Annotated in this window: 24 protein-coding genes and 2 tRNA genes; 12 read left to right on the top strand and 14 right to left on the bottom strand. The window is 71.0% G+C overall.

Annotated features, from left to right (window positions below; genetic code table 11):
* Positions 1-44: 44 nt before the first annotated feature.
* From ACLQ27_RS13335 to ACLQ27_RS13320, 4 genes are read left to right on the top strand one after another with little or no spacing between them, the layout of a single operon-like run.
* Entirely contained in the window at positions 45-1,814 is a 1,770-nt protein-coding gene (locus tag ACLQ27_RS13335) for a proline--tRNA ligase (protein WP_357573700.1), read from the top strand.
* Positions 1,815-1,871: 57 nt separating this feature from the next.
* Complete coding sequence (locus tag ACLQ27_RS13330; protein WP_357492087.1) at positions 1,872-2,297, top strand: CBS domain-containing protein; 426 nt, start codon at positions 1,872-1,874, stop codon at positions 2,295-2,297.
* Between the two features lie 25 nt (positions 2,298-2,322).
* Entirely contained in the window at positions 2,323-2,751 is a 429-nt protein-coding gene (locus ACLQ27_RS13325) for a SufE family protein (RefSeq protein WP_234584468.1), read from the top strand.
* 20 nt (positions 2,752-2,771) lie between these two features.
* Positions 2,772-3,407 (top strand): DsbA family oxidoreductase, encoded by a 636-nt coding sequence (locus ACLQ27_RS13320; RefSeq protein WP_357573701.1) that lies wholly within the window; start codon positions 2,772-2,774, stop codon positions 3,405-3,407.
* Between the two features lie 52 nt (positions 3,408-3,459).
* Here ACLQ27_RS13320 and ACLQ27_RS13315 read toward each other — a convergent pair whose 3' ends face one another.
* The 6 genes from ACLQ27_RS13315 to ACLQ27_RS13290 all read right to left on the bottom strand — a co-directional run bounded on the left by ACLQ27_RS13315 (position 3,460) and on the right by ACLQ27_RS13290 (position 7,581).
* On the bottom strand, positions 3,460-4,008 hold the full coding sequence (locus ACLQ27_RS13315) for a YbaK/EbsC family protein (protein ID WP_234584466.1): 549 nt from the start codon (positions 4,006-4,008) through the stop codon (positions 3,460-3,462).
* Positions 4,009-4,091: 83 nt separating this feature from the next.
* Positions 4,092-4,286, bottom strand: a complete 195-nt coding sequence (locus tag ACLQ27_RS13310; protein ID WP_234584465.1) for a hypothetical protein — start codon at positions 4,284-4,286, stop codon at positions 4,092-4,094.
* A 37-nt stretch (positions 4,287-4,323) separates the two neighbouring features.
* A complete protein-coding gene (locus tag ACLQ27_RS13305) occupies positions 4,324-5,103 on the bottom strand; it encodes an SDR family oxidoreductase (protein ID WP_425866975.1) in 780 nt (259 codons plus the stop codon).
* Between the two features lie 64 nt (positions 5,104-5,167).
* Complete coding sequence (locus ACLQ27_RS13300) at positions 5,168-5,821, bottom strand: GAP family protein (RefSeq protein WP_425866973.1); 654 nt, start codon at positions 5,819-5,821, stop codon at positions 5,168-5,170.
* Between the two features lie 52 nt (positions 5,822-5,873).
* Positions 5,874-7,262: an MFS transporter gene (locus tag ACLQ27_RS13295; protein WP_357573703.1), complete on the bottom strand. Its 1,389-nt coding sequence runs from the start codon at positions 7,260-7,262 to the stop codon at positions 5,874-5,876.
* Between the two features lie 58 nt (positions 7,263-7,320).
* Positions 7,321-7,581 (bottom strand): hypothetical protein, encoded by a 261-nt coding sequence (locus ACLQ27_RS13290; RefSeq protein WP_234584461.1) that lies wholly within the window; start codon positions 7,579-7,581, stop codon positions 7,321-7,323.
* Between the two features lie 218 nt (positions 7,582-7,799).
* Between ACLQ27_RS13290 and ACLQ27_RS13285 the strand changes: the two genes are divergently transcribed.
* The 3 genes from ACLQ27_RS13285 to ACLQ27_RS13275 are packed head-to-tail and all read left to right on the top strand — an operon-like array spanning position 7,800 to position 13,611.
* Positions 7,800-12,269 carry an HAD-IC family P-type ATPase gene (locus ACLQ27_RS13285; RefSeq protein ID WP_425866971.1) on the top strand — a complete coding sequence of 1,490 codons (4,470 nt, stop codon included), beginning with the start codon at positions 7,800-7,802 and terminating at the stop codon, positions 12,267-12,269.
* A gap of 49 nt (positions 12,270-12,318) precedes the next feature.
* Positions 12,319-13,155, top strand: coding sequence for an MBL fold metallo-hydrolase (locus ACLQ27_RS13280; RefSeq protein WP_425866970.1), 837 nt, complete (start codon positions 12,319-12,321; stop codon positions 13,153-13,155).
* 9 nt (positions 13,156-13,164) lie between these two features.
* Positions 13,165-13,611, top strand: coding sequence for a hypothetical protein (locus tag ACLQ27_RS13275; protein WP_425866968.1), 447 nt, complete (start codon positions 13,165-13,167; stop codon positions 13,609-13,611).
* Positions 13,612-13,623: 12 nt separating this feature from the next.
* Here ACLQ27_RS13275 and ACLQ27_RS13270 read toward each other — a convergent pair whose 3' ends face one another.
* A complete protein-coding gene (locus ACLQ27_RS13270) occupies positions 13,624-13,932 on the bottom strand; it encodes a hypothetical protein (protein WP_425866967.1) in 309 nt (102 codons plus the stop codon).
* A 482-nt stretch (positions 13,933-14,414) separates the two neighbouring features.
* Between ACLQ27_RS13270 and ACLQ27_RS13265 the strand changes: the two genes are divergently transcribed.
* The 3 genes from ACLQ27_RS13265 (at position 14,415) to ACLQ27_RS13255 (ending at position 16,255) form a co-directional block, all read left to right on the top strand.
* Positions 14,415-15,143, top strand: coding sequence for an LPXTG cell wall anchor domain-containing protein (locus tag ACLQ27_RS13265; RefSeq protein WP_357491693.1), 729 nt, complete (start codon positions 14,415-14,417; stop codon positions 15,141-15,143).
* A gap of 124 nt (positions 15,144-15,267) precedes the next feature.
* Positions 15,268-15,927: a hypothetical protein gene (locus ACLQ27_RS13260; RefSeq protein WP_425866966.1), complete on the top strand. Its 660-nt coding sequence runs from the start codon at positions 15,268-15,270 to the stop codon at positions 15,925-15,927.
* A 28-nt stretch (positions 15,928-15,955) separates the two neighbouring features.
* On the top strand, positions 15,956-16,255 hold the full coding sequence (locus ACLQ27_RS13255) for a tyrosine-type recombinase/integrase (protein ID WP_357491697.1): 300 nt from the start codon (positions 15,956-15,958) through the stop codon (positions 16,253-16,255).
* Here the strand turns inward: ACLQ27_RS13255 and ACLQ27_RS13250 are convergent.
* The 6 genes from ACLQ27_RS13250 to gyrB form a co-directional block, all read right to left on the bottom strand.
* Positions 16,226-16,301: transfer RNA gene (locus ACLQ27_RS13250), tRNA-Ala, on the bottom strand. The two genes, ACLQ27_RS13255 and ACLQ27_RS13250, sit on opposite strands and share 30 nt — an antisense overlap.
* Positions 16,302-16,343: 42 nt before the next feature.
* Positions 16,344-16,472, bottom strand: a complete 129-nt coding sequence (locus ACLQ27_RS13245) for a DLW-39 family protein (RefSeq protein ID WP_007453934.1) — start codon at positions 16,470-16,472, stop codon at positions 16,344-16,346.
* A 42-nt stretch (positions 16,473-16,514) separates the two neighbouring features.
* Positions 16,515-16,588, bottom strand: a tRNA-Ile gene (locus ACLQ27_RS13240).
* Between the two features lie 152 nt (positions 16,589-16,740).
* Positions 16,741-17,646 (bottom strand): DUF3566 domain-containing protein, encoded by a 906-nt coding sequence (locus ACLQ27_RS13235; protein WP_234584452.1) that lies wholly within the window; start codon positions 17,644-17,646, stop codon positions 16,741-16,743.
* Positions 17,647-17,650: 4 nt separating this feature from the next.
* Positions 17,651-20,173, bottom strand: coding sequence for a DNA gyrase subunit A (gene gyrA, locus ACLQ27_RS13230; protein WP_234584451.1), 2,523 nt, complete (start codon positions 20,171-20,173; stop codon positions 17,651-17,653).
* 130 nt (positions 20,174-20,303) lie between these two features.
* Positions 20,304-22,247, bottom strand: a complete 1,944-nt coding sequence (gyrB, locus tag ACLQ27_RS13225; RefSeq protein ID WP_234584450.1) for a DNA topoisomerase (ATP-hydrolyzing) subunit B — start codon at positions 22,245-22,247, stop codon at positions 20,304-20,306.
* A gap of 521 nt (positions 22,248-22,768) precedes the next feature.
* On the opposite strand from gyrB, the gene ACLQ27_RS13220 reads away from it, so the two are divergent.
* Positions 22,769-23,323 (top strand): hypothetical protein, encoded by a 555-nt coding sequence (locus ACLQ27_RS13220; RefSeq protein ID WP_234584449.1) that lies wholly within the window; start codon positions 22,769-22,771, stop codon positions 23,321-23,323.
* Here the strand turns inward: ACLQ27_RS13220 and ACLQ27_RS13215 are convergent.
* Entirely contained in the window at positions 23,308-23,808 is a 501-nt protein-coding gene (locus tag ACLQ27_RS13215) for a MarR family winged helix-turn-helix transcriptional regulator (RefSeq protein WP_357491701.1), read from the bottom strand. The genes ACLQ27_RS13220 and ACLQ27_RS13215 overlap by 16 nt on opposite strands.
* Positions 23,809-23,897: 89 nt before the next feature.
* Here ACLQ27_RS13215 and ACLQ27_RS13210 point away from each other — a divergent pair, with 89 nt between their 5' ends.
* On the top strand, positions 23,898-24,125 hold the full coding sequence (locus tag ACLQ27_RS13210; protein WP_234584447.1) for a hypothetical protein: 228 nt from the start codon (positions 23,898-23,900) through the stop codon (positions 24,123-24,125).
* Positions 24,126-24,129 lie beyond the last annotated feature (4 nt).

Below are 24,129 nucleotides of genomic sequence, written 5' to 3'. Positions count from 1 at the left end.
GAATTGGATCGCCGCAGCGGGACCGGCGGTCTTAGGCTGCGCGAATGCTGCTACGCATGTCGACTCTGTTGCTGCGGACCCTGCGCGAGGATCCGGCCGACGCGGAGGTGCCGAGCCATCGGCTGCTGCTGCGCGCCGGTTACCTCCGTCGCGCCGCGCCGGGCGGCTACACGTGGCTGCCGCTGGGCAAGCTGGTGCTGGACCGGATCACCGACGTCGTACGCGCCGAACTGACCGCGATCGGAGACCAGGAGGTGCACTTCCCGGCTCTGCTGCCCGCCGAGCCGTACCGGACCAGCGGCCGGTGGACGGAGTACGGCGACCTCCTCTTCACCCTGGCCGACCGGCGCGGCGCCGAGCACCTGCTGGCGCCCACCCACGAGGAGATGGCGGCGCTGCTGGTCAAGGACGTGTTCACCTCGTACCGGGATTTCCCGGTGACGCTGTTCCAGGTGCAGACGAAATTCCGCGACGAGGCGCGACCCCGGGCCGGCGTGCTGCGCGGCCGGGAGTTCCTGATGAAGGACGCGTACTCCTTCGACCTGGACGAGGCGGGGCTGCGGGATGCGTACGCCCGGCACCGGGCGGCGTACCAGCGGATCTTCGACCGGCTGGGCCTGGAGCACACCGTGGTGCACGCGATGTCCGGTGCGATGGGCGGTTCGGCGTCGGAGGAGTTCCTGGCCGCGACCCCGGTCGGTGAGGACACGTACGTCGGCTGCACCGCCTGCGACTACGCGGCGAACACCGAGGCCGTCGTCACCCGGGCACCCGCCGCCGGCGACCCCACCAGCGCGCCCGAGGCCGAGGTGCACGACACCCCGGAGACCGCGACCATCGCCAGCCTGGTCGAGCTGGCGAACAGCCGCCGGCTCGGGGACCGCGATGACTGGACCGCCGCCGACACCCTGAAGAACGTCGTGTTGACAGTGCGTCAGCCGGGCGCCGAGCGAGCCGAACCCCTGGTGGTCGGGCTGCCCGGTGACCGGGAGGTCGACCTGAAGCGGCTGGGTGCCGCGCTGGAGCCGGCCCAGGTGGCGGTCTTCGAGGAGTGGGCCGAGCATCCGGAGCTGGTGCGCGGGTACATCGGGCCGCAGATGCTCGGCAAGCTGGGCATCCGTTACCTGGTCGATCCTCGCGTGGTGGCCGGCTCCGCGTGGCTGACCGGGGCGAACGAGCCGGGTCGACACGCGACGGGTGTGGTCTGCGGGCGGGACTTCACGCCCGACGGCACTGTCGAGGCGGCCGAGGTGCGCGCCGGTGACCCGTGCCCCGCCTGCGGCGACGGCGAGCTGACCATCCGGCGGGGTATCGAGATCGGGCACATCTTCCAACTCGGTCGCCGGTACACCGACGCGTTCGCGGTCGACGTGCTCGGCCCGGCCGGCAAGCCGGTGCGGCCGACCATGGGCTGCTACGGCATCGGGATCTCCCGAGCGGTCGCGGCCATCGCCGAGCAGCACCACGACGAGCGGGGACTCATCTGGCCGGCGGCGGTCGCCCCGTGTGACGTACACCTGGTGGTCGCCGGCAAGGGCCCCCAGCTCGACGCGGCGCTGGACCTCGGCGGGCGCCTGGCCGCCGCCGGCCTGCGGGTGCTTGTCGACGACCGGACGCACGTCTCGGCCGGGGTGAAGTTCACCGACGCGGAGCTGATCGGCATCCCCCGCACCGTAGTGGTCGGGCGCCGACTTGCCGACGGGTACGTGGAGTTGCGCGAGCGGGCCGGAAACGGGCGCGCGGAGCTGCCGGTGGACGCCGTGGTGGAGCGGATCGTCGACGAGGCTCGCCGCGAGCGTGCGAACCTGGTGTAGCCACCGCGTCACGGGGTAGTGCAAGGGGATCGGGTGGATACGTCTTCGGAGGACCTCATGACCGCTTACCGGGTCAGCGATGTGATGACCAAGCAGGTCGTGTACCTGTCGGCAGAGACCACCCTGGACGAGGCGGCCAGGGTGATGAAGGAGGCGGACATCGGCGACGTGGTCGTCACCGATGGCGCGACCCTCGCCGGCATGCTCACCGACCGGGACATCGTGGTGCGGGCGGTGGCCGAGAACAGCTCGCCGGCGGCCACCACCATCGGCTCGATCGTCACCCGCGAGGTGGTCATGATCGAGCAGCACTGCACGGCGGGTGAGGCCGCGGCCCTCATGCGGGACCGGGGCATCCGTCGGGTGCTGGTCTGCGACAGCGACCGCAAGCTGGTGGGGATCGTCTCGCTCGGTGACCTGGCCATGCAGCTCGATCCGACCAGCGCCCTGAGTGAGATCAGCGAACAGTCACCGACGGTTTAGAAATCGCCGGCGGTAGCCTCGACACATGGCTGACATGCCGGCCCGACTGGCCGAGATCGTCGACGAGTTCGCTGCCGCGCCACGCGACCTGGTGCTGGAGATGCTGCTGGAGTACGCCGACGTCATCCCGCCGCTGCCCGCCGACGCCGCCGGGCACGAGGGCATGGAGCAGGTGCCCGAGTGCCAGACCGCGTTCTTCCTGCGCGCCCGGGTGACGCCGGACGGGACCGTCGAGACCCTCTTCGACTGCCCGCCCGAGGCGCCCACCACCCGGGCGTTCGCCGGGATCCTCGCCGAGGGTCTGGCCGGCGCGAGCGCCGAGGAGGTGTTGGCCGTGCCGGACGACCTCTATCAGCGGATGGGCCTGGCGCAGGCGATCAGCCCGCTGCGGGTGCGTGGCGGCACGGCGATCCTGGGCCGGCTCAAGCGGCAGGTCCGGGAACAACTCGACTGAGCGGGCAGTTGGCACCGATCATGGAGATCGAGATCTACGCCGACGTCGTCTGCCCGTGGTGCTACCTCGGCAAGCGCCGACTGGATGAGGCGCTCGCCCGCTACGAGGGCGAGGTGACCGTCCGGTACCGGCCGTTCCAACTCGACCCGTCGCCGGTTCCCGAGCCCCGCCCGATCCTCGACGCGCTCGGGGACAAGTTCGGCGGCCCGGAGCGTGCCCGGCAGATGGTCGCGCGGGTGACCCAGGCCGCGGCGGGTGACGGGCTGCGGCTGGACTACGACCGTGCGGTGGCCGCGAACACCTTCGACGCCCACCGGCTGGTGGCCTACGCCACCGAGCACGGCCGGGCGGCCGAGATGGTGGACGCCCTCTACCGGGCGCACTTCACCGAGGGCGTCGACCTCGGTTCGCGGGAGGCGCTGGCCACTGTCGCCGGCGGGATCGGCTTGGACGCGGCCGACGCCCGACGCTTCCTCGACTCCGACGAGGGGACCGCCGAACTCGCCGCCGAGCTGGCCGCCGCCCGCGACCTGGGCATCACGAGCGTCCCGACGTTCGTGCTTGCCGGAAAGTACGCGGTCAGCGGCGCCCAGGAGACGTCCACGCTCCTCGCCGCGCTGGCCGAGGTCGAGCAGCGGGAGGCCACCGCGCGGTAGACATTGACCGGCGTGATGTTTCACGTGCAACGGTATCGATGTCGGTGCCTGGTCAGGCAGGTCTGGCCAGGCCCTCGACCACCTGCGCGCCGGGAAGCGCGCCCAGCGCCGGGCCCGGCAGCGCGATCTTGCTGTGCCGTACGCCGGACCCGATGATCACGTGCGGGGTGGCGATCACCCGCGCGTCCACGAGGATCGGCCACTGGGCCGGCAGCCCGATCGGGGTGATGCCGCCGTACTCCATGCCGGTCAACTCGACCGCGTCGGTCATCGGGGCGAAGCTCGCCTTGCGCACGTCCAGTGCCCGCCGGGCCACGCCGTTCACGTCGGCCCGGGTGGTGGCCAGCACGATGCACGCCGCGTAGCGGACCACGCCCTCGCGCTTACCGGCCACCACCACGCAGTTGGCCGACACGTCCAGCCCCACCTCGTACGCCTCGCAGAACGCCGCCGTGTCGGCGAGGTCGGCGTCGATCGGCGCGACCAGCACGTCGTCCACGTCCACCGGCGCGCTGGCCGGCCACTGGGCGATGGCCTCCGCCACCGGCGCGGCGAGCAGATCGAGGCGGGCACGGGCCGGTTCGGTCTTCAGCGTTCCCATCACGGGTGCGATCCTCGCACCCGTACCGCCGGACCGCCCGCCGACTCCCGAGCCGTCCCGCGACGCCACCTCCACGTCGCGACTCAACTGCCGGCGAGGAAGGCGTTGTCGCGCAGGAAGGAACGGTCGCGGGCGGCCGCCAACTCCTCCTCGCGTCGGGCTCGGGCCCGCTGCAGCTCCAAGTCCTCCAGCGCGTGCCGGACACCCAGCCGGATCACGCCGTAGAGGAAGACGAAACCGAAGACGTAGAGGATCACCGTGGTGACGACAACGAACATGGCGTCACCGTAAGACGAACGTGAACCGGCATCCCTCTCATCTCCGCTCGGTTCCCCCGTACGTGTCCGCGAGGTGATCGGCCCAGGTACGCACACCGCGAGGCAGCGCCTCGGTGACCAGTCCACCGGCGCGCAGCTCGCGGCCGAGCCGGCCGGGAATCCGTACCGGCAGCAGGGGTCGGCGTGACCCGCGTGCCTCCCGCCAGGCACGGACGGCCTCGTCGAAGCGGAGCACCTGCGGCCCACCGAACTCCTCGATACCCCCGAGCGGGCCGGCGGCCAGCCGGGCCGCGAGCCGGGCGGCCACCTCACCCGGGTCGACCGGCTGGGCGAGCACCGCACGGTCGCCGACCACCGGGCCCAGCCGCGCGCTGGTGGTCAGCAGATCGTCGAGGAACTGGGGAAACTGGGTGGCGCGCAGCACCGACCACGGCACCGGGCCGGCGGCCACCACCTGCTCGGCTGCCAGCTTGTGCCGGTAGTACGGGAACGGCACGCGGTCCACCCCGACGATCGAGATGTGGACCAGATGCCCCACGCCGGCCGCGCCGGCAGCGACCACCAGCCGACGGGTGCCCAGCACGTCCACCTGGTAGGTACGCCCCCGGGGCGAGGACGCCAGATGCAGCACCGCGTCCACGCCGGTCACCGCCTCGACCACCCCGGCACCGCTGGCCAGATCGGCCACGACCCACTCCACGTCCGAGCCGGTACGCGGCCGGCGGCTGCTGGCCCGGACGCTCATCCCGTCGTCGCTCAGCCGCGCCAGCACGTGGCTCCCGAGTCGACCACCCGCCCCGGTGACCAGAACCCTCATCGTCCCCTCCTGTTCCGCGGACCCGTCGTGCTGATGACGGCCGCGCGACGCCACACGTGACGGCTCACTTCGAACGGATCAGGTCCAGCACGGTCAGCAGCGCGAAGAACGCGATCACGATCTCGTTGACGATCCAGGAGTGCCCCTCGGCCCACTTCCGCATCCGGGCCAGCACCCGCGCCGCCTTCTGCCCGAGCAGCACCAACGCCAGCAGCGGCACCGCGAGCAGGAACACGGTGAGCAGCACGAACGGCACCAGGTGCCACCAGGGGAGGTTGTGTCGGGCCACTGTCGCGCCGACCGTCGCCATGGTGAGGTCGTCGGTGGGTGTCACCACGAAGAGCAGGGCACCCATCCGCGAGGCCCAGCGCGGATCGGCATGGCCCACGCTGCCCAGCCAGCGCGGCGGCCCGGACCGGTCGCGGCGCAGCCAGACCACCAGGGCCAGGCTCACCAGCAGCGCGAGCACCACCAGATCGATGACCGGACCGCGATCGATCCTGCTGGCGGCCGCGCTGGCGTCGGTCGCCAACCCGCCCAGCAACCGGGTCAACAACCAGCTCACGGTCACCCCGGCGGCGACCACCAGGCCCGCGCCGGCGAGGAAGCCCAGCGACGCGGCCCGGGGCCGGTCGGACGAGGCGAGGAAGACCGCCACGACCAGTTGGGTCCCGGCGACCATCACCACGGCCAGCGGCAGGACGGTCAGGAAGTTCATCGCCTGCCATCCTCGCGCCCGCCCGGTACCGCCATGGCGGATCCTCAGCCGATCACCCGCCCGGCCGGGTGGCCCCGCCCACCACCACGCGACCCGCCAGCAGCGCGCCGACAAGCGCCAGACCGGCCGCCACCACCAGGGTCACCACGTAGCTGGCCGGTCCGGGCGCACTCCCGGCGGCCAGGACGGCACCGGTGAGCGCCAGCACGGTCGCCGCGAAGAGCGAGTCGCCCAGTTGCAGCGACGAGCTGTTGCGCCCCTGCTCGCCGGGCGCGGACAGCTCCAGGGTGAGCACCGACAACGACGGGTACAGCAGCCCCATACCGAGCCCCGCCACCGCCCAGCCCAGCACGGCGACGGCCACCGGCAGCTCCGGCCGTACGGCCAACGCCACAGTCGCGGTGCCGGCCGTGATGCAGCACAACCCGACGCGGGGGAAGCTGGCCCGGGAGGCCGGCACGGGAAAACGGCCCTGCACCCAGGAGCCCACCGACCAGGCCAGGGCGCCCACCGTGAGGACGAGCCCGGCGGCGGTCGGCGACAACCCCCGCTCCCGGGAGAGCATCAACGGGATGACCACCTCGGCGCCGACGAACGCCGCCGACGCCAGCCCACGCAGACCGACCACCGTGGGCAGCCCGCGGGCCGCCCGCAGGAACCCCGGCGGCAGCAGGCGCGGAGCGCAGACCAGCAGGCCGGCCAGGGCGAGCGCGATCACCGCCAGGGCCACCACGCCACGCTGCTGACCCCCGATGTGCAGCAGTGCGGCGCTCACGCCCGCCCCACAGGCCCAGCCGATGCGGGCCATCGCGCCGGCCGGCGGCCGGGTCGGCACGGTCCGGTCGAGCGACCGCAAGCCCGGATGGATCAGCAACACCGCCGGCACGGCCACCGCCGGCACCACGAGAAAGACCCACCGCCAGCCCAGGTACTCGACGATCAGGCCGGCCAACGCCGGCCCGACCAGCGACGGTACGACCCACGCCGCGGCGAACGCGGCGAAGATGCGCCGATGCAACTCCTCGGGGTACGCCTGCCCGACGATCACGTAGAGCGCCACCGAGAGCAACCCGGAGCCGAACCCCTGCACGACCCGTCCGACCACCAGCGCCGTCATCATCGGCGCGGTCCCGGCGATCAGCAGCCCGACCACGAACCAGCCGACGCCGTGCCACATCGGCCCGCTGGGCCCCCGTGCGTCACACCAGATCCCGGAAACCACCATGGCCAGCACACCTGCGGCAAACGGGCCACCGAACGCGATCCCGTACAGCGCCAGCCCGTCCAGGCTGCGCGCGACCGTCGGCATGGCCGTGCCGACCGCCAACGCCTCGAACGCCAGCAGCGACACCAGCGCGACGCTGCCCACCGTCATCGCCCGCAGCCGGGGTGCGAACAGCCCGGCGGGGATCGGAACGGGGGTGACGGTTCGGCTCGACATGCACCGAGCCTGCGACCTCAACCCGGATTCATGTCAACCGGCGGTGACCCGGCTCTCGTCAGGCGTCCTGGAATGCCCTTCCGACGCCGCGTACCAGTCCCGACAGGTGCTGGTCCGCCAGGAGATGCCCGGCGGTGACCACCACGGCGAGCGGCCATTCGATCACCTGCAACGCGGCCAGCACGCCGAGCCCGGCGTAATAGGCGATCTTGTCCGGTGGTGGCACCGCCATCTCACCCAGCATTGGCAGAGCGACCCGGCGGCGATACATCCGGATGTTCTCGCGTGAACCGTTGAGGTGTCGCGTGAAGGTGCTCATTCCGGCCTCCCCGTGTCCGGTGATGGCTGTCGGGTTCCACCACCCACCCCGTCCATGCGCGGCCCGGCCCGCAAAGTTCCGGTGCTCGAAGGGGCATAACGGACGGCAGGTCGGGAAGCCAGGCCGCCGGACGCGAGGCGGTGGGAGGACGAGATGACCGACGGCACCAGCAGCGACAACGGAGAGTCGGGTCGGCGTCCGTCCGGCCGTACGCCTCGATGACGGCGGCTGGTCGCGCCGCCGGCCGCCTCCTGCCGTCCATCGGCGTGCCGCACCTGGTCGGGGAGGCGTCCCGGACCTTCGGGTCGGCGGCGACCCGGCTGGCCCGGACCGTCGGGCTGACCCGGCGGCGGGTCTGGTCCCGCCCCGGCCGGCACCACATCGAGGTGCACGGCGTCTGCCAGGACGGTGGCGACCGGTTGGCCCGGCAGGTGGAGGCCGCGCTGGAACGGTTGCCCGGGGTGGCCTGGGCCCGGGTGAACGCCCCGTCCGGCCGGGTGGTGGTGGCCGTGCAGGCCCCCGAACCAAAATTGCGGGACCTCATCGCCACGATCGGGCAGATCGAGGGAACCTGCGACCACGAACCGGATCCGGAGATCCCGCCCCCGCATCCGCCGGAGGAGGGGCCGCGCACTCCGCGCACCCTGGGCGGCCTCGCCTCGGACGCACTGGGCCTGACCATCTCGGCGGCCACCCGGCTCCTGCCGTTCGCGCCGATGCCCGCCGAGATCGCCGGTCTGCTGACGGCCGCGGACCTGCAACCGAAGCTGCACGCGTTCGTGGGCAGGCGGCTGCGCTCCGACCCCCGCGCCGACATCATCTTTCCGCTGGCCGAGGCGGTGGCGCAGGGCCTGACCGGCCGTTGGACGGGGATCGTTCTCGACGGTGCCCAACGGTTGGTGCAGTGGGGTGAGGCGCGGGCCCAGCTCGCCGCGTGGGAGAAGGCCGAGCCGCAGCTGACCGGCGACCCCGAGCGCGCCATCGCTCGGTGGCCGGCGGCTGAACGTCCTCGTCCGAAACCGGACGGCCCGGCTGAGCGCTACATCAACCGGATGTTGGCCGCTGGCGTGGCCGCCGGCGTGGCGGCGACACCGCTCGCCGGACGCAAGCGAGCCACCGCGCTCGGCCTGTCCGCGCTGCCCAAGGCCCCGGGCAGCGGACGGGAGGGGTACGCGGCACAGCTCGGCCGGGTCCTCGCCCGGCGCGGGGTGATCGCGATGGACCGAAGCGTGCTGCGGGAACTGGACCGGATCGACACGCTGGTGCTGGACGCCGCGGTGCTCGGCTCGGAGCGGGGCGTACTCGCCGACCTCGCCCCGGCGGCCGACGCGGACGTCGACGAGGTGGCGGAGCGGGCGTTCGCGCTGTTCGATCCGAGCGACCCGACAGGTGCACAGGAGCGGGACGGCTGGCGGCTGGCACCACTGGACCAACTCCAGGCGGGCGGTCCCGGCGACGTGCCGGACGGCGAGCGGCTGCGCACGGCCGGCGGGCAACTGCTGGGGCTCACCCACTCCGGTCGGTTCACGGCGCTGCTGCGGGTCGAACCCGAACCCGCGCCGGGTGTCGACGGCCTGCCGGCCGCTGCCCGCCACGCCGGCCTGAAGCTGATCGTGGCCGGCGGCGACGAGCAGCGGTACGGCTTCGCCGACGCGCTGCTGCCCGGCGGGGATCGGCTGGCCGACTCCGTACGCGCGTTGCAGCGCGACGGGGCGGTCGTGATGCTGGTGTCCGGGGACCGGGCGGCGCTCGGCGCGTCCGACTGCGGGCTGGGGATGTCCGCTCCGGACGACCTGCCGCCGTGGGGGGCGCACCTGCTGGTCGGCAGCGACCTGCGGGTGGTGTCCCTGATGATCGAGGCGACCGGGGCGGCCCGGCGGATGACGCAGCAGAACATCCGGCTCTCGATGGCGGGCACCGGGCTCGGGGCACTGGGGGCGTTCACCGCCCCACCTGCCGATCTTCCCTTCCGGACGCTTGTCGCGGTCAACGGCGCGGCCGGGTTGGCCTTCGCGAACGGGGTCTGGCGGGCCCACCGGCTGCCCGACCGGTCGGACACGCCGGCGCCGGTGGCGACCGCCTGGCACCTGATGCCGGTCCGGACCGTGCTCGACCGCCTGGGCACCACGCCGGACGGGCTGACCAGCGCGGAGGCGCAGCGCCGACACGACGGCCAGGGGGCTGGCGGCGGCAACTCACCCGCCGGCGGTGGCCTGCTGCGGGCGTTCCTGGACGAGCTGTCCAATCCGCTCACCCCCGTCCTGGCCGCCGGGGCGGTGCTCTCCGCGTCGTTCGGCTCGCTCGTCGACGCCGCGCTGGTGGGCAGCGTCGTCGGCGGGTCGGCCCTGATCGGGGCGGTGCACGAACGCAACACCGAACGATCGCTGGCGGAGCTGTTGTCCCGTTCGGCGGTGACCGCGCGGGTCCGCCGCGACGGCGCCGAGCGGGTCGTCGCAGCCGAGGACCTCGTCCTCGGAGACGTCATCAGCCTCGAACCGGGAGACGCGGTGCCGGCCGACTGCCGGGTGCTCGAATCGGTGGGGCTGGAGGCGGACGAGTCGTCGTTGACGGGCGAGTCGCTGCCGGTCGCCAAGAGCAGCCGGGCGGTCGTCGCCGCGGCCATCGCCGACCGGCACTCGATGCTGTACGACGGCACCACCGTCGCCGCCGGCCACGGAACCGCCGTGGTGGTGGCGACAGGCGTGGACACCGAGTCCGGACGCAGCCTGGCGCTGATCCGGCAGGCGCCCCCGACCAGCGGGGTGGAGGCCCGGCTCGGCTCGTTGACCAGCAGCGCCATTCCGTTGGCGGCGGGTTCGGCGATCGCCGTGGCCGGTGCGGGGCTGCTCCGGGGCGTACCACTTGCCGAAACGGCGGCGACCGCCGCGAACCTCGCCGTCGCGTCGGTGCCGGAGGGCCTGCCGTTCCTGGTCAGTGCCGCGCAGCTGGCCGCCGCCCGGCGGCTGGCCGAGCACGGCGCGTTGGTCCGCAACCCACGCACGATCGAGGCGTTGGGTCGGGTGGACGTGCTCTGCTTCGACAAGACCGGCACCCTCACCGAGGGCAAGTTGCTGCTCGCCGGGGTCGGCGACGGCGTCGGCGACCGGTACGCCCCGGTGGACCGGCTCGACGACCGGCTCCGACTGACCCTCGCCACGGCGCTGCGGGCCACGCCCGCCGCGGCCAATCCGGAGGACCTGGCGTTGCAGACCGACCGGGCGGTCCGGCGGGGCGCCGCCACGGCGCACGTGGTGGAGCAGACCGGAGCCGCCGGCTGGCGGGCTGCCGGCGGGCTGCCGTTCGAACCGTCGCGCGGCTACCACGCGAGCATCGGTGAGACCGGGGGTCGCCTGCTGCTGAGCGTCAAGGGTGCCCCGGAGACGGTCTTGCCACGCTGCGCGACGCGGCGTGTCGACGGCCGGCAGGAGCCTCTGGACGACGCCGGTCGCGCCGAACTGCACCGCCTGCTGGCCGACCGGGCCGGGGCGGGGCACCGGATCCTCGCCGTCGCGGAGTGCCAGGTGGACGCCGCGCACATCACCGACTCCGACGTCCGGGGTCTGACCTTCGTGGGATTCCTGGCCCTCGCGGACGGGGTCCGGGAGAGCGCGGCCCCCGCAGTACGCCGGATCCGGCAGGCCGGGGTCCACACCATCATGATCACCGGTGACCACCCGGCCACCGCCGAGGCGATCGCCGCCACCATCAGCGAACACGACGAGCAGCGGGTGGTCACCGCCACCGAACTCGACCAGTTGGACGACGACGCGCTCGCCGAACGGCTGGCCAACACCGACGTCGTGGCCCGCTGCACCCCGGCGCACAAGGTGCGCATCATCCAGGCGTTGCAGAAGTGCGGGCGGACCGTGGCGATGACCGGTGACGGTGCCAACGACGCCCCGGCGATCCGGTTGGCCGACGTCGGCATCGCCCTCGGCCAACGCGGCACGCCGGCGGCGCGCGCCGCCGCCGACCTGGTGGTCACCGACGACCGGTTGGAGACCATCATCGCCACCCTCGTCGAGGGTCGCGCGATGTGGTCGTCGGTCCGCCACGCGCTGAGCATCCTCGTCGGCGGCAACCTCGGCGAGATCGCGTTCAGCGTGCTCAGCGCCGCCGTGACCGGCCGTTCCGCCCTCACCGGCCGGCAACTGCTGCTGGTCAACCTGCTCACCGACCTGGCGCCGGCGCTGGCCATCGCGGTCCGCCCACCCGCCTCGGACCGCACCGACGCTCTGCTCCGGGAGGGCCCGGACGCGTCGCTCGGTGCGTCCCTCAGCCGGGAGATCGGGCTCCGCGCGGCGTCCACCACGCTGGGCGCGACAGTCGGCTGGACGTTGGCCCGGTACACGGGCCGCCAGCGCCGGGCCGGAACTGTCGCCCTCGTCTCGCTCGTCGGCACCCAGCTCGGCCAGACCATCCTGGCCGGCGGCACCAGCCCCGCCGTGCTGGCGTCCACGGCGGCGTCGCTGGGAGTGCTGGTCGTGGTGGTGCAGACGCCGGGGGTGAGCCAGTTCTTCGGCTGCACGCCGCTGGGCCCGGTCGGCTGGACCATCGGCGCCGGATCGGCGCTCGGTGCCACCTTCGCCAACGACGCGCTCACCAGACTGGTGGAGCACCTTCCGTCGGCACGACCCGACCTCGCGCGGCCCGCCTCCGCGGCCGAGGAGACGGCCACGGACGGCTGACGCTTGAGCGGGGCCGGCTGGGGTACGGGAGCCGGGGGAGGTGGGCATGATGGCCGAGCATCCACAGGTGACATTCATCGGCACCGCGACGGCTGTGCTGCGGATCGGCGGGTTCACCCTGCTGACCGATCCGAACTTCCTGCACCGCGGCCAGCGGGCGTACCTCGGAAAGGGTCTGTGGTCGCGCCGACGCACGGACCCGGCGCTGCGGATCGCCCAGCTTCCCCACCTGGACGCCGTGGTCCTGTCCCACCTGCACGGCGACCACTTCGACCGGGTGGCCCGCCGGGAGCTGGACCGGGAGCTGCCCATCGTCACCACGCCCGCCGCCGAACGCAAACTGCGCCGCTGGGGCTTCCACGCCGCCGAGGGCCTGCCGACCTGGTCGTCACGAGAGCTGCACCGCGACGGTACGACAGTGCGGCTGACCTCGATGCCCGGCAAGCACGGCCCCGGCCCGCTGGACCGGCTGCTGCCCGACGTGATGGGCACGATGATCGACGTGGAACGCGACGGGCGGCGCGGGTTCCGGCTGTACGTCACCGGCGACACGCTCAACCGTCCGCTGCTCACCGACATTCCTGAGCGCTATCCGGACATCGACGCGATGCTGATCCACCTCGGTGGCACGAAGGTCGCCGGAATCCTGCTCACCATGGACGCCCGCCAGGGCGCCGACCTGGTGGAGCTGATCCGCCCGAAGCTGACGGTGCCGATCCACTACGACGACTACCGGGTCTTCCGCTCCCCGCTGGCGCACTTCGTCGACGAGGCCCGCCGCCGGGGCTGGGTCAAGCAGGTACGCACCATCGCGCGCGGCGAGACCGCGTCGCTCACCCCGACTCTCGTCGAAGGTCGTTCCGACGGGATTGATCTCGCTGACTAGCCTGACGCCATGCCGTCGCTCCTGGCCAACGGAACCCGCCCGAAGGCCTGGCCCAGTTTGCCGCTCGCGCTGCTGCTGCCGTGCAGCTTGCTGATTCTGCTCGGTGTCACGGACGACCGCGAGCCGCCCCCACCGGTCGGCGTGCTGCTGCCGGCGACGGTGATCGCGGTGGAACCGGCCCAGACCGCTGACGGCCCCTACGTGCTGCTACGCGTCAATCCGGTCGACGGTCCCACCACCTGCGGCATCTACGAGCGGTCGTTCCCGGACCGACGGCTGCCGCCGCTGGACGAGCGACTGACCGTCGACTACACGCCGGCCAGGTGCATGCCGAAGCCGATGCCCCGAGGCGTGATCGTCGCCATGGGGGCCATCGGGTTGACGGTGTCGCTCCTCTGGCTCTGGGCCGGTCCGCGCTTCCAGCGGCTGTCCAGCCGGCGGCGCTCCCGCTCCTGACTGATGCGACAGTCACCGCTCTTCGGCACGGAACGGGTCCCGGGCCGGCCCCTGCTCGGCCCAACAGAGACCGCCACGAAACTCCACCCCCGGTATGCCGTCACCGAGTCGGCTGATGTCCACCACGCCCGCCAACGAGGTGACGAGGTCCGACCGCAGTTCCTCGACGGCCGTCCCGAGATCGTCTTCCTCTTCGGACCAGTCGATGTCTGCCGCACGCAGGTCGGCGATCGCGTGACCGGTGACCGCTGCGGGGTCGCTGACGACCACCTCGACCCGACAGTAGATGTGCACGGTGACGGGAGTTGGTTGCTCATCCATCCGCGGATCATGGCAAGCCCGATGTGCGACCCGACAGGTCATTACCGAAGCGGTCTGGGAAGCGGCACCTCTCCTCGCATAGCCTTCTCGGCCAACTCGACGCGCTCCGGGTGGAGCCTGCTGTCGTCCAGGGGGTGGCCTGGAACGTTTATGCAGCGTTGGCCCGACAGGGCAGCACACACTGGGCACAGGAGAAAGAACCCGCTCGACGGCACCAGTTCGACACCCTGAGCCAGGGCCGCCCGGCCGATCTTGATGATCGCCTCGAAGAGGTCGCGGTCCTGGTGCCGCGTAGCGGCAGCGGCCGCTTCCCGCATCCCATCCCAGAAGTTCTCGGCTGAATTCGGGTCGTCCACGTCAATCCGCACGATCGCGGATCCCCGCCGCCGATCCAGGTAAACGCGAGCTTCTCGGGGTCCTGCCGATCCACCCACGACGGTAGTATCTCCGGGCTTTGATCTACAGCGGGGAGGAAGATCCACATGCGATGGAAGATCCCGGCCGGCGTTGCGATAGCGCTGGCCTTCATGGTCCCGGCGGCACCTGCGGTGGCGCAGAGCGTTACGCCCGGCCTCAACGAGAGCTGCCAAACGGTCGAGCGCAAGACGTTCAAGGACATCCGCGAGCTGTTCACCGTTGACCTGGACACCGCCACCGACACCCAGCTCCGCGTGCTGGCCAACCAGATCCAGGCCACGGCGAAGAAGGAATCCCTGACCACCCTGCCTGACGCCGTTCAGAAGCGGCTGGACGGCGCCTCGGACGACCTGCGCGCCTTCCTCAAGAAGGACGTGCAGAACATCTGGGAGGTGGATCTGCGGATCAAGGTGGGGCAGACGATGACCGGCGCCGGTCCCAACGTGAAAAAGGCCGCGCAGACGACGCTCGACGACGGATCCGTCGACGCCTTCCTGGCCTACCTGAACGAGGGCGTGTACGCCGCACGTGCGCTCGACTGCGCGTCCCAGCCCACCCCGACGCCGACGACGACGCCGACGACGCAGCCCACCGCGACGCCGAGCGCGACGTCGACCGTCCCGCCGACCGCGGCCACCTCCACCAGCCCGGTCGCTGGTGGCGGCGAGGGCGGTGGACTGCCCCTGACCGGCGCCGACACCGCGACCATCGCCGGCATCGGCGGTGCGCTCCTGCTCGTCGGCGGTGTGGGCTTCGTGGCCGCACGCCGGCGCCGCGCCCGCTTCGTGGCGTAGCCCGGTCTGACGCGCCCGGTCCGACACCTCGTCGGGCCGGGCGCGTTGCGTTGAAGGGCGTTACAGCGCCGTTGGTGTCGTCCGTTGATCCTCTTGACCGGACACGCTGAGTAGGGTCGGCCCGGTGAATCTGAATCTCTACAACGATGTGCCCGAGGGCCTGACGCTACGGGCCCGGTCCTTCATCCGCGCGAACGGCGTCAAGGTCGACTGCCTGCAGGTCGAGCAGTGCCGGGAGCGATGGGTTGCGCTGGGGATTCCTTCGACAGAGGTCGACCGGGTGGCGGTGTATCAAGAGCGCTGGGGTGGTCTGGTCTTGCCTCCAGCCCCGCAGTACGACGGCGGCCCCAGGTACCTCGGTGCCCATACGCCGGAAGGGTCGATAACTGAGGGATGGCGGTTTGAAGCTGGCACACAGCGGACAGCCGTTCCGTATGCCTTCATGATCGGACCTGCCGGAGAGTTCGGGATTCACGCAGGGGACTGGGTTCCTCTACATGCCTCCATCGAGGGTTGGGTGGAGTCTCTTGCATTGGCTGACCATGCAGCCAGCTGGGCGAAGCGAATCACGAAGGTCAACGGCGATGAGGTGGATGACATCGCGTTGGAGGACCACGAGCCGGTGCGAGAGGTCATGGGGCTGGCGGACACCTGGTGGCGGGGCACTGACTCGCTGGTGGCGATCTACACAGGGGAAGCGCAGTGCCTTTCCTTCCCTGCGGGTCGCACCGCACGGATCTACTCAGGGCTTGATGAGTGGGGCCTACGCGGCGGCGTTGCTTGAGGGCGACAGCTAAGGATTCGGTGGCGACTTGAGCCTCGGCTGCACCAGTTGCGACTGGCTGCACCTGCAGGACCTGCGGGACGCGTTCGCCACGTTCCTGCTCGACCAGGGCGAGGAGCTGCGGATGGTGATGGAGCTGCTCGGGCACTCCGCGATCCGGATGACTGCCGACAGCTACGGCCACGTTCTGCCGGCGCGGGCTCGTCAGGCTGCCTCGCCATCGACCGGGTGCTGGGCGAGGAGGGGACGGCGTGACGGCTTGGCTGTACTCGGACCCGAGATCAACCAAGGAAAGTGCTGGTGGAGCCCAGGGGACTCGAACCCCTAACCCCTGCCTTGCAAAGGCAGTGCTCTGCCAGTTGAGCTAGGGCCCCGTGAGCGGCGGCGGCGATGCGTCGCTCACCGCCGGTCGGACGTCAGCGCAGGTCGGGTGCGGTGGTCGCCTCGTGCCACAGGGCACGCTCGTCGTTGGCGGCCTTGACCTTGTTGAAGACGACGGCAGCCACGCCGACGACGCCGGCCAGGATCAGCAGCTTCTTGAACATGGGGCGACCCCTCGCGCTCGACTAGCGTCGGACGATGTGCGGTGGGGCTAGATGGAATCGAACCATCGACCTCAGAGTTATCAGCTCTGCGCTCTAACCGACTGAGCTATAGCCCCGCGTTGCGACGAGCAAGATTAACCCATCCGCTCTGCCGGCCCCAAATCGGGGTCCGAACCTGCGAGCCGGGCCGTCGCCGCCTGCAAAAACTACCCGAGTACGGGGCGCCGGAGCGACCGCATTTCGCGGTGCCCCGACGCCCCGGTCACACTCAGTCCCGCTCGGCGAGCGTCAGCTCGATCCCGCCGACCAGGTCGGCGCAGACGTTGTAGACGAACGCTCCCAGCGTGGCCAGCGCGGTGAACAGCACCACGTTGACCAGGCCGATCAGCGCCGAGCTGAGGATCACGCCCTTGGCGGTGATCTGGAACCCGCTGGTGCTCTGCCCACCGCCCGCGTTGACCAGGTCGCTGAGGCTGTCGTTGACGCTCTGGAACACACCCATCGCGTCCAGCGCCAGGTAGAGCACCGACGTGGCGACCACCACGACGATGAACAGCACCACCGAGACGGCGAACGCGAACTTCATCACGGACCAGGGGTCGATCCGCTTGAGGTTCAGCCGGGCCCGACGCGGACCGCGGGACGCCGCCGAGCTGACCGAGGTACGCGCGGCGCGTACCGCCTCACCGACGCGAGCGGCACCGACGGCCGACGCGTTGCCGATCCCCGGCGGCAGGCCACCACCGCTCGCGGGGCGACCGCCAGCGGCCGTACGCCCCGAGTCCGGCTGGGTCATGCCCGGCGTGATCCGCGGCTGGGTGCCGGTGGCCCCGGTCGACGTCGCCTGACCGGGCCGCGTGTTGGTCGGCTGGGTGGTCGTCGGACGACCCGGGGTCGGTGCGGCCGCCGCAGGGGCCACCCCGGCGGACGTCGGTGCCTCGACAGGCGACGTCTCGGCCTTGGCGTCGCCCGATCCCCCGTCCTCGCCGGTCTGCTCCGGCGGAGGTGTCATGCCGGGAGCCCGGGTGAATTTCGGGGCAGGCGCGTCGGCGGGAACCGTGGCCCGGCCCACGGCCGCGCGGCCGGTCGCTGGTGTGCCGCCCTTGGCGGCCTCCTCGTCGACCGGGTTGGCCGAGGTCCCCGTGTTCCCCGACTTCGCCTGTGTCTCCGTCATTCAACTAGTCCTGTTCGTCAGGCTCGTCGGCATTGCGAGCAATCGCCACGATAGTCACGCCGTCCGGGAGGTCCATCAGCTTGACCCCCATTGTGTTCCGGTCACGCGTACGGCGTACAGGCTTCACCGGAGTCCGGATGACACCACCGTTGCTGGTGATCGCGAACAACTCGTCGTCTGGGTCGATCACCACGGCACCGACCAGACCACCGCGCCGTTCGGTGATCTTCGCAGTCAGCACGCCCTTACCTCCCCGGCCCTGCACCGGGTATTCCTCGATCGGGGTACGTTTCGCGTATCCCCCGTTCGTGGCCACCAGGACGTCCAAGCCGTCCCGAACGACCTCCATGGCGAGCAGGACGTCGTCGTCCGTGAAGCGCATGCCGATCACGCCCGAGGTGGCCCGGCCCATTGGCCGCAACGCCTCGTCGGAGGCGTTGAACCGGATCGCCTGCGCCTTCTTGGAGACCAGCAGCAGGTCGTTCTCCGGCGCCACCAGCGCAGCACCGACCAGCTCGTCCTCATCGCGCAGGTTGATCGCGATGATTCCGCCGGAACGGTTGGAGTCGAACTCCTCGAGCCGCGTCTTCTTCACCAGGCCGTTCTTCGTGGCCAGTACCAGATAGGGGGCTACCTGGTAGTTCGGGATTTCGATGATCTGCGCGATCTGCTCGTCGGGTAGGAAGGCGAGCAGATTGGCCACGTGTTGGCCCTTGGCTACCCTACTGGCCTCCGGCAACTCGTATGCCTTGGCCCGGTACACCCGGCCCTTGTTCGTGAAGAACAGGATCCAGTCGTGCGTGGAGCATACGAAGAAGTGGCTGACGATGTCGTCCTGCCGCAGCGTGGCGCCGCTGACGCCCTTGCCGCCGCGCCGCTGCGAGCGGTACAGATCGACCTTGGTCCGCTTGGCGTACCCCGTCCGGGTGATCGTGACGACCACGTCCTCCCGGGCGATGAGGTCCTCCATCGAGACCTCGCCGTCGAACGGGATGATCTGCGTACGCCGCTCGTCGCCCCACTTGGCGACGATCTCGCCCAGCTCCTCCGAGACGATCCGGCGCTGCCGCTCCGGCTTGGCCAGGATGTCCTTGAGGTCGGCGATCTCGATCTCGAGCTTGGTCAGGTCGTCGACGATCCGCTGCCGCTCCAGGGCAGCCAGGCGGCGCAGCTGCATGTCCAGGATCGCGGTCGCCTGGATCTCGTCGATCTCCAGCAGCCGGATCAGGCCCTGCCGGGCGTCGTCCACCGTCGGCGACCGCCGGATCAGCGCGATCACCTCGTCCAGGGCGTCCAGCGCCTTGGCCAGACCGCGCAGGATGTGCGCCCGCTCCTCGGCCTTGCGCAGCCGGAACGCCGTCCGCCGGCGGATCACGTCGATCTGGTGCTCGACGTAGTAGCGGATGAACTGGGCCAGGTTGAGCGTGCGCGGCACACCGTCGACGAGCGCCAGCATGTTGGCGCCGAAGGTCTCCTGGAGCTGGGTGTGCTTGTAGAGGTTGTTCAGCACCACCTTGGCGACCGCGTCGCGCTTGAGCACCAGCACGATCCGCATGCCGGTACGCCCGGAGGACTCGTCGCGGATGTCGGCGATGCCGGCGAGCTTGCCCTCCTTGATCAGCTCGGCGATCCGCTCGGCCAGGTTGTCCGGGTTGACCTGGTAGGGCAGCTCGCTGACGACCAGGCAGGGCCGGCCCCGCTTGTCCTCCTCGACCTCCACCACGGCGCGCATCCGGATCGAGCCACGACCCGTGCGGTACGCGTCCTGGATGGCGGTCGTGCCGACGATCAGGCCGTGGGTCGGGAAGTCCGGGCCCTTGACGATGCCGAGCAGGGCTTCGAGGGTGGTCTCCTCGTCCTCCTCGGGGTGCTCCAGGCACCACTGCACCGCCGCGCCGATCTCCCGCAGGTTGTGCGGGGGGATCTTGGTGGCCATGCCGACCGCGATGCCCTCGGAGCCGTTCACCAGGAGGTTGGGGATCCGCGACGGCAGGATCGTGGGCTCCTTGGCCCGGCCGTCGTAGTTGTCCTGCAGGTCGACGGTGTCCTCGTCGATGTCCCGCAGCATCTCCATGGCGAGGGGGTCGAGCTTGCACTCCGTGTATCGCATGGCGGCGGCCGGGTCGTTACCCGGCGAGCCGAAGTTGCCATTGCCGTCGACCAGCGGGTAGCGCAGCGACCAGGGCTGCGCCATCCGGACCAGCGCGTCGTAGATCGCCGAGTCGCCGTGCGGGTGGAACTGACCCATCACGTCGCCGACGACCCGGGAGCACTTCACGTAGCCGCGGTCCGGCCGGTAGCCGGAGTCGAACATGGCGTAGAGGATCTTGCGGTGGACCGGCTTGAGCCCGTCCCGGACGTCCGGCAGCGCGCGCCCGACGATCACGCTCATCGCGTAGTCGAGGTAGGAGCGCTGCATCTCCACCTCGAGCCCGACCGGCTCGATCCGGTCGTGCGCGACCACGGCGGCGAGTGCCTCGGCGGGAACCTCGGGCTCGTTCGGTGTGGACTCGGGGGAATCGGTCACTGTATACCCTTATCAGACTCAGAGTCGTTTTCGTGCTGTGGATAACGGCTGTGGATACCGACCAACCTGTGGATAACTCTGTGGACCGGCGGGCCGGTCGGGTGGTGCCCGACCGGCCCGCCGAGGCCCGTCAGATATCCAGGAACCGCACGTCCTTGGCGTTGCGCTGGATGAACGACCGGCGCGCTTCGACGTCCTCACCCATCAGGACGCTGAACAACTCGTCCGCGGTTGCGGCGTCGTCGAGCGTGACCTGACGCAGGGTACGCGTCGCCGGGTTCATCGTGGTTTCCCACAGCTCGGGATAGTTCATCTCGCCGAGGCCCTTGAAGCGCTGAATGTCGTCCGGCTTGGCGTTCGGCTTCTTCTGCTGGCGCAGCGCGATGAGCCCGTCCCGCTCGCGGTCGGAGTACGCGTACTGCGCGTCGTCGCCCCGCTTGTTCCACTTGATCTTGTAGAGCGGCGGGGCGGCCAGGTAGACGTGCCCCATCTCGACCAGCGGACGCATGAAGCGGAACAGCAGGGTGAGCAGCAGCGTCTGGATGTGCTGGCCGTCGACGTCCGCGTCGGCCATCAGCACCACCTTGTGGTAGCGCAGCTTCTCCATGTCGAAGTCGTCGTGGATGCCGGTGCCCAGCGCGGTGATCAGCGCCTGGACCTCGTTGTTCTTCAGAACCCGGTCGATCCGGGCCTTCTCCACGTTGAGGATCTTGCCCCGGATCGGCAGGATCGCCTGGGTCCGCGGGTCGCGGCCCTGCTTGGCCGAACCACCGGCCGAGTCGCCCTCGACGATGAAGACCTCGGACTCGCGCGGGTCGGTGGACTGGCAGTCGGCCAGCTTGCCCGGCATCGAGCCGGACTCCAGCAGCGACTTGCGCCGGGCCAGCTTGCGCGCCTGCTGCGCGGCGATCCGGGCACGGGCCGCCTGGGACGCCTTCGTAATGATCATCTTGGCTTCGGCCGGGTTGCGGTCGAACCAGTCAACGAGCCGGTCGTTGCAGACCCGCTGCACGAAGCTCTTCACCGGGGTGTTGCCCAGCTTGGTCTTGGTCTGGCCCTCGAACTGCGGGTTGGCCAGCTTGACCGAGATGATCGCCGCGAGCCCTTCCCGGATGTCCTCGCCGGAGAGCTTCTCGTCGCCCTTGAGCAGCTTCTTGTCGGTGCCGTACCGGTTGACCACGCTGGTCAGCGCGGACCGGAAGCCCTCCTCGTGGGTGCCGCCCTCGTGGGTGTTGATCGTGTTGGCGAAGGTGTAGACCGACTCGCCGTACGACTCGTTCCACTGCATGGCGATCTCGAGGGACATGCCCTCCTCTTCGGCCTCGAACTCGACCACTGTCTTGTGGATCGGGCTCTTCGAGGCGTTGAGGTGCCGGACGAAGTCCGCGATGCCGCCCTCGTAGTAGAAGGTGACCTCGCGCTGCCGGCCGTCCTCCTCGGCCACCCGCTCGTCGAGAAGGTGAATGCGCAGGGCGCGGTTGAGGAAGGCCATCTCCTGCAGGCGCCGGTAGATGGTCTGGAAGTCGAAGTCGACGGTCTCGAAGACGTCGGGGTCGGGCCAGAAGGAGACGGCCGAGCCGGTGCGGTCGGTGGCCTCGCCCTTCTCCAGCGGGCTCGGCTTGGAGTTGGTGTAGTGCTGCCGCCACACGGAGCCGGACTTGTGGATCTCGACGAACATCTTGGTGGAGAGCGCATTCACCACCGAGACACCGACGCCGTGCAGACCGCCGGAGACCGCGTACGCCTTGCCGTCGAACTTGCCACCCGCGTGCAGGATGGTCAACGCGACCTCGACACCCGGCTTCTTGAGCTTCGGGTGGAGGTCGACGGGGAAGCCTCGGCCGTTGTCGGTGACCCGGACGCCGCCGTCGGCGAGCAGCACCACGTCGATGGTGTCGCAGTATCCGGCCAGCGCCTCGTCGACCGCGTTGTCGACGACCTCCCAGACGAGGTGGTGCAGACCGCGTTCGCCGGTGGACCCGATGTACATACCGGGCCGCTTGCGGACCGCCTCCAGCCCCTCGAGAACGGTGATCGACTCTGCGCCGTACTCCTGCTTGTCCTGCGCTGCCACCCTCGGCCACTTTCTCGCGTCGTCGGCGCCGGGAGGGCGCGTCGGGCGCGGGTTCGGCGGACAGGACGCGACGTCGGCGCGCGGACCGGCGCCGGAGACCTCCGGACAGCGGGTCGAACGCGCCGGTCGCCGCGGTTGCCCGCGGATCGCGATCGGCTCGACCCGGAGTGGAGAATGAACCTGGGCCACCGGCCCCGTCCCTCGCCCCGCACCGGGTCTTCGTCTCGCTGTCAATCCTACTGTGCGCGGAGGACAGAACCACCACTCGGCACCCTCAACGAGGCGGCTGAGATGTCCGTAGCCGGCAGAACCCCGTTACCCGCGACTCCCCCCACACGCCAGGCTCCGTTCGGACGCGCCGCCCCCGAACGGGTTGACCCGCGCTCGGGCGGGTCGGGGGTCGCGGCCCGATCGTCCGTGCCGTACGTTTGCGGCGCCCCGGAAGCGGCCTTGATCTTTACCGGCCGGAACCGGGACGATCGACCCGATCGACCCGACACGTGCTCATTAAGAGGTGACAGATGGGGCTGGACAACGTCGCGGTGCACTGGCCGCGGACCGGCCGCTTCTACGATCCGGTGGCGCCGGCCGAGTTCGTCGACTTCGGCGAGATCGTCGACCTGCCGCGGATCTCCGCGCCGACGGCGGCGCTGGCCGAGCTGATCGCGAAGACCGGCACCGTCCGGGCGACCGCGTACACCGAGCTGGTGGATCTCCTGCTCGGCCTCGAAGGTGTGTTGTACGCCACAGACGCCGCCGCCGAGGACGAGGATCCGGTGATCGACCCGGACGGCTGCGCCTGGATCGCCGGCGGCATCGAGCGGTTCGTGGCCGGCCACCGGGAGTACGGCGAGACGGTCACCTTCGACTCGGTGAGTACGGTCCTGCGGGCGCTGCTCGGCGACGGCCGGTTGGCCGAGCAGCAGCTGCGCTGGCTGGAGACCCGACTCGACGCGCTGCGCGACGAGCGCGGTGATCCGCCGCAGTGGAACTTCACCTGCGCGGAGCTGGGCGTGCTGGCGGCGTTCTACCGCCGCTGCGCCGAGCGCGGCTTCGCCGTCTACGCCGACGCCTGAGCGGCCGTCCCGCTCGGCGGGGCGGCCGGGTCGCCGGCGGGCCGGTTCGCCGCCGCGATCACCTGTGTGAGCACCGCGTGCAGATGCCGCAGGTCCTCGACGGGCAGCCCGAGGCGTTGCACGATCGCGGCCGGGATCCGTTCGGCCTGGGCGCGCAGCGCCGCGCCGCTGGCGGTGAGGGTGACGGCGAGGCTGCGCTCGTCGGCGGCGTCGCGCTCCCGGCGCAGGTAACCGGCTGCTTCGAGCCGCTTGAGCAGGGGTGACAGGGTGCCCGGGTCGAGCTGCAGCAGGCGGCTGAGGTCGCGGCCGGACAGCGGCGCGTGCTGCCACAGCGCCAGCATCACCAGGTACTGCGGGTGGGTCAGCCCCATCGGTTCCAGCAGCGGCCGGTAGACGGCCACCACGCTGCGTGCGGCGACCGACAGGGCGAAGCAGACCTGTTGTTCCAGCGCCAACGGGTCGACGCCCTCCGGCTGTCCGCTCATCGGTTGCTCGCTGACTGCATGCTGATTATTCTAGCGATCGTTGGTGCACCAATCATTGGTGTGGCAACTGACGGCGTGGAAGGACTGCGATGAGCGAGAACGGCGCGGCGAACAGGACCCCGGGCGAGGGTGGTCGCCTGATGCGGTGGACGTTCCGGAACCTCGCCGGCCCGGCCGACGGGGTCGCGGGCGCCGTGCAGGGTGGCTCGGCCGAGGCCCGCGAGGCGTGGAAACGCGACCTGGCCGAGCGCAAGCGCTACACCCAGGAGCAGCGCGAACGTAAGCGGGCGGCCCGCGAAGCCGACCGGCGGCGCTGAGCGG

Source organism: Micromonospora sp. DT63, from assembly GCF_049841615.1.
In the GTDB taxonomy this organism is placed as follows: Bacteria; Actinomycetota; Actinomycetes; order Mycobacteriales; family Micromonosporaceae; genus Micromonospora.
Note: the sequence above shows the minus strand (reverse complement) of the source record. Positions and strands in the feature narration are given on the sequence as shown.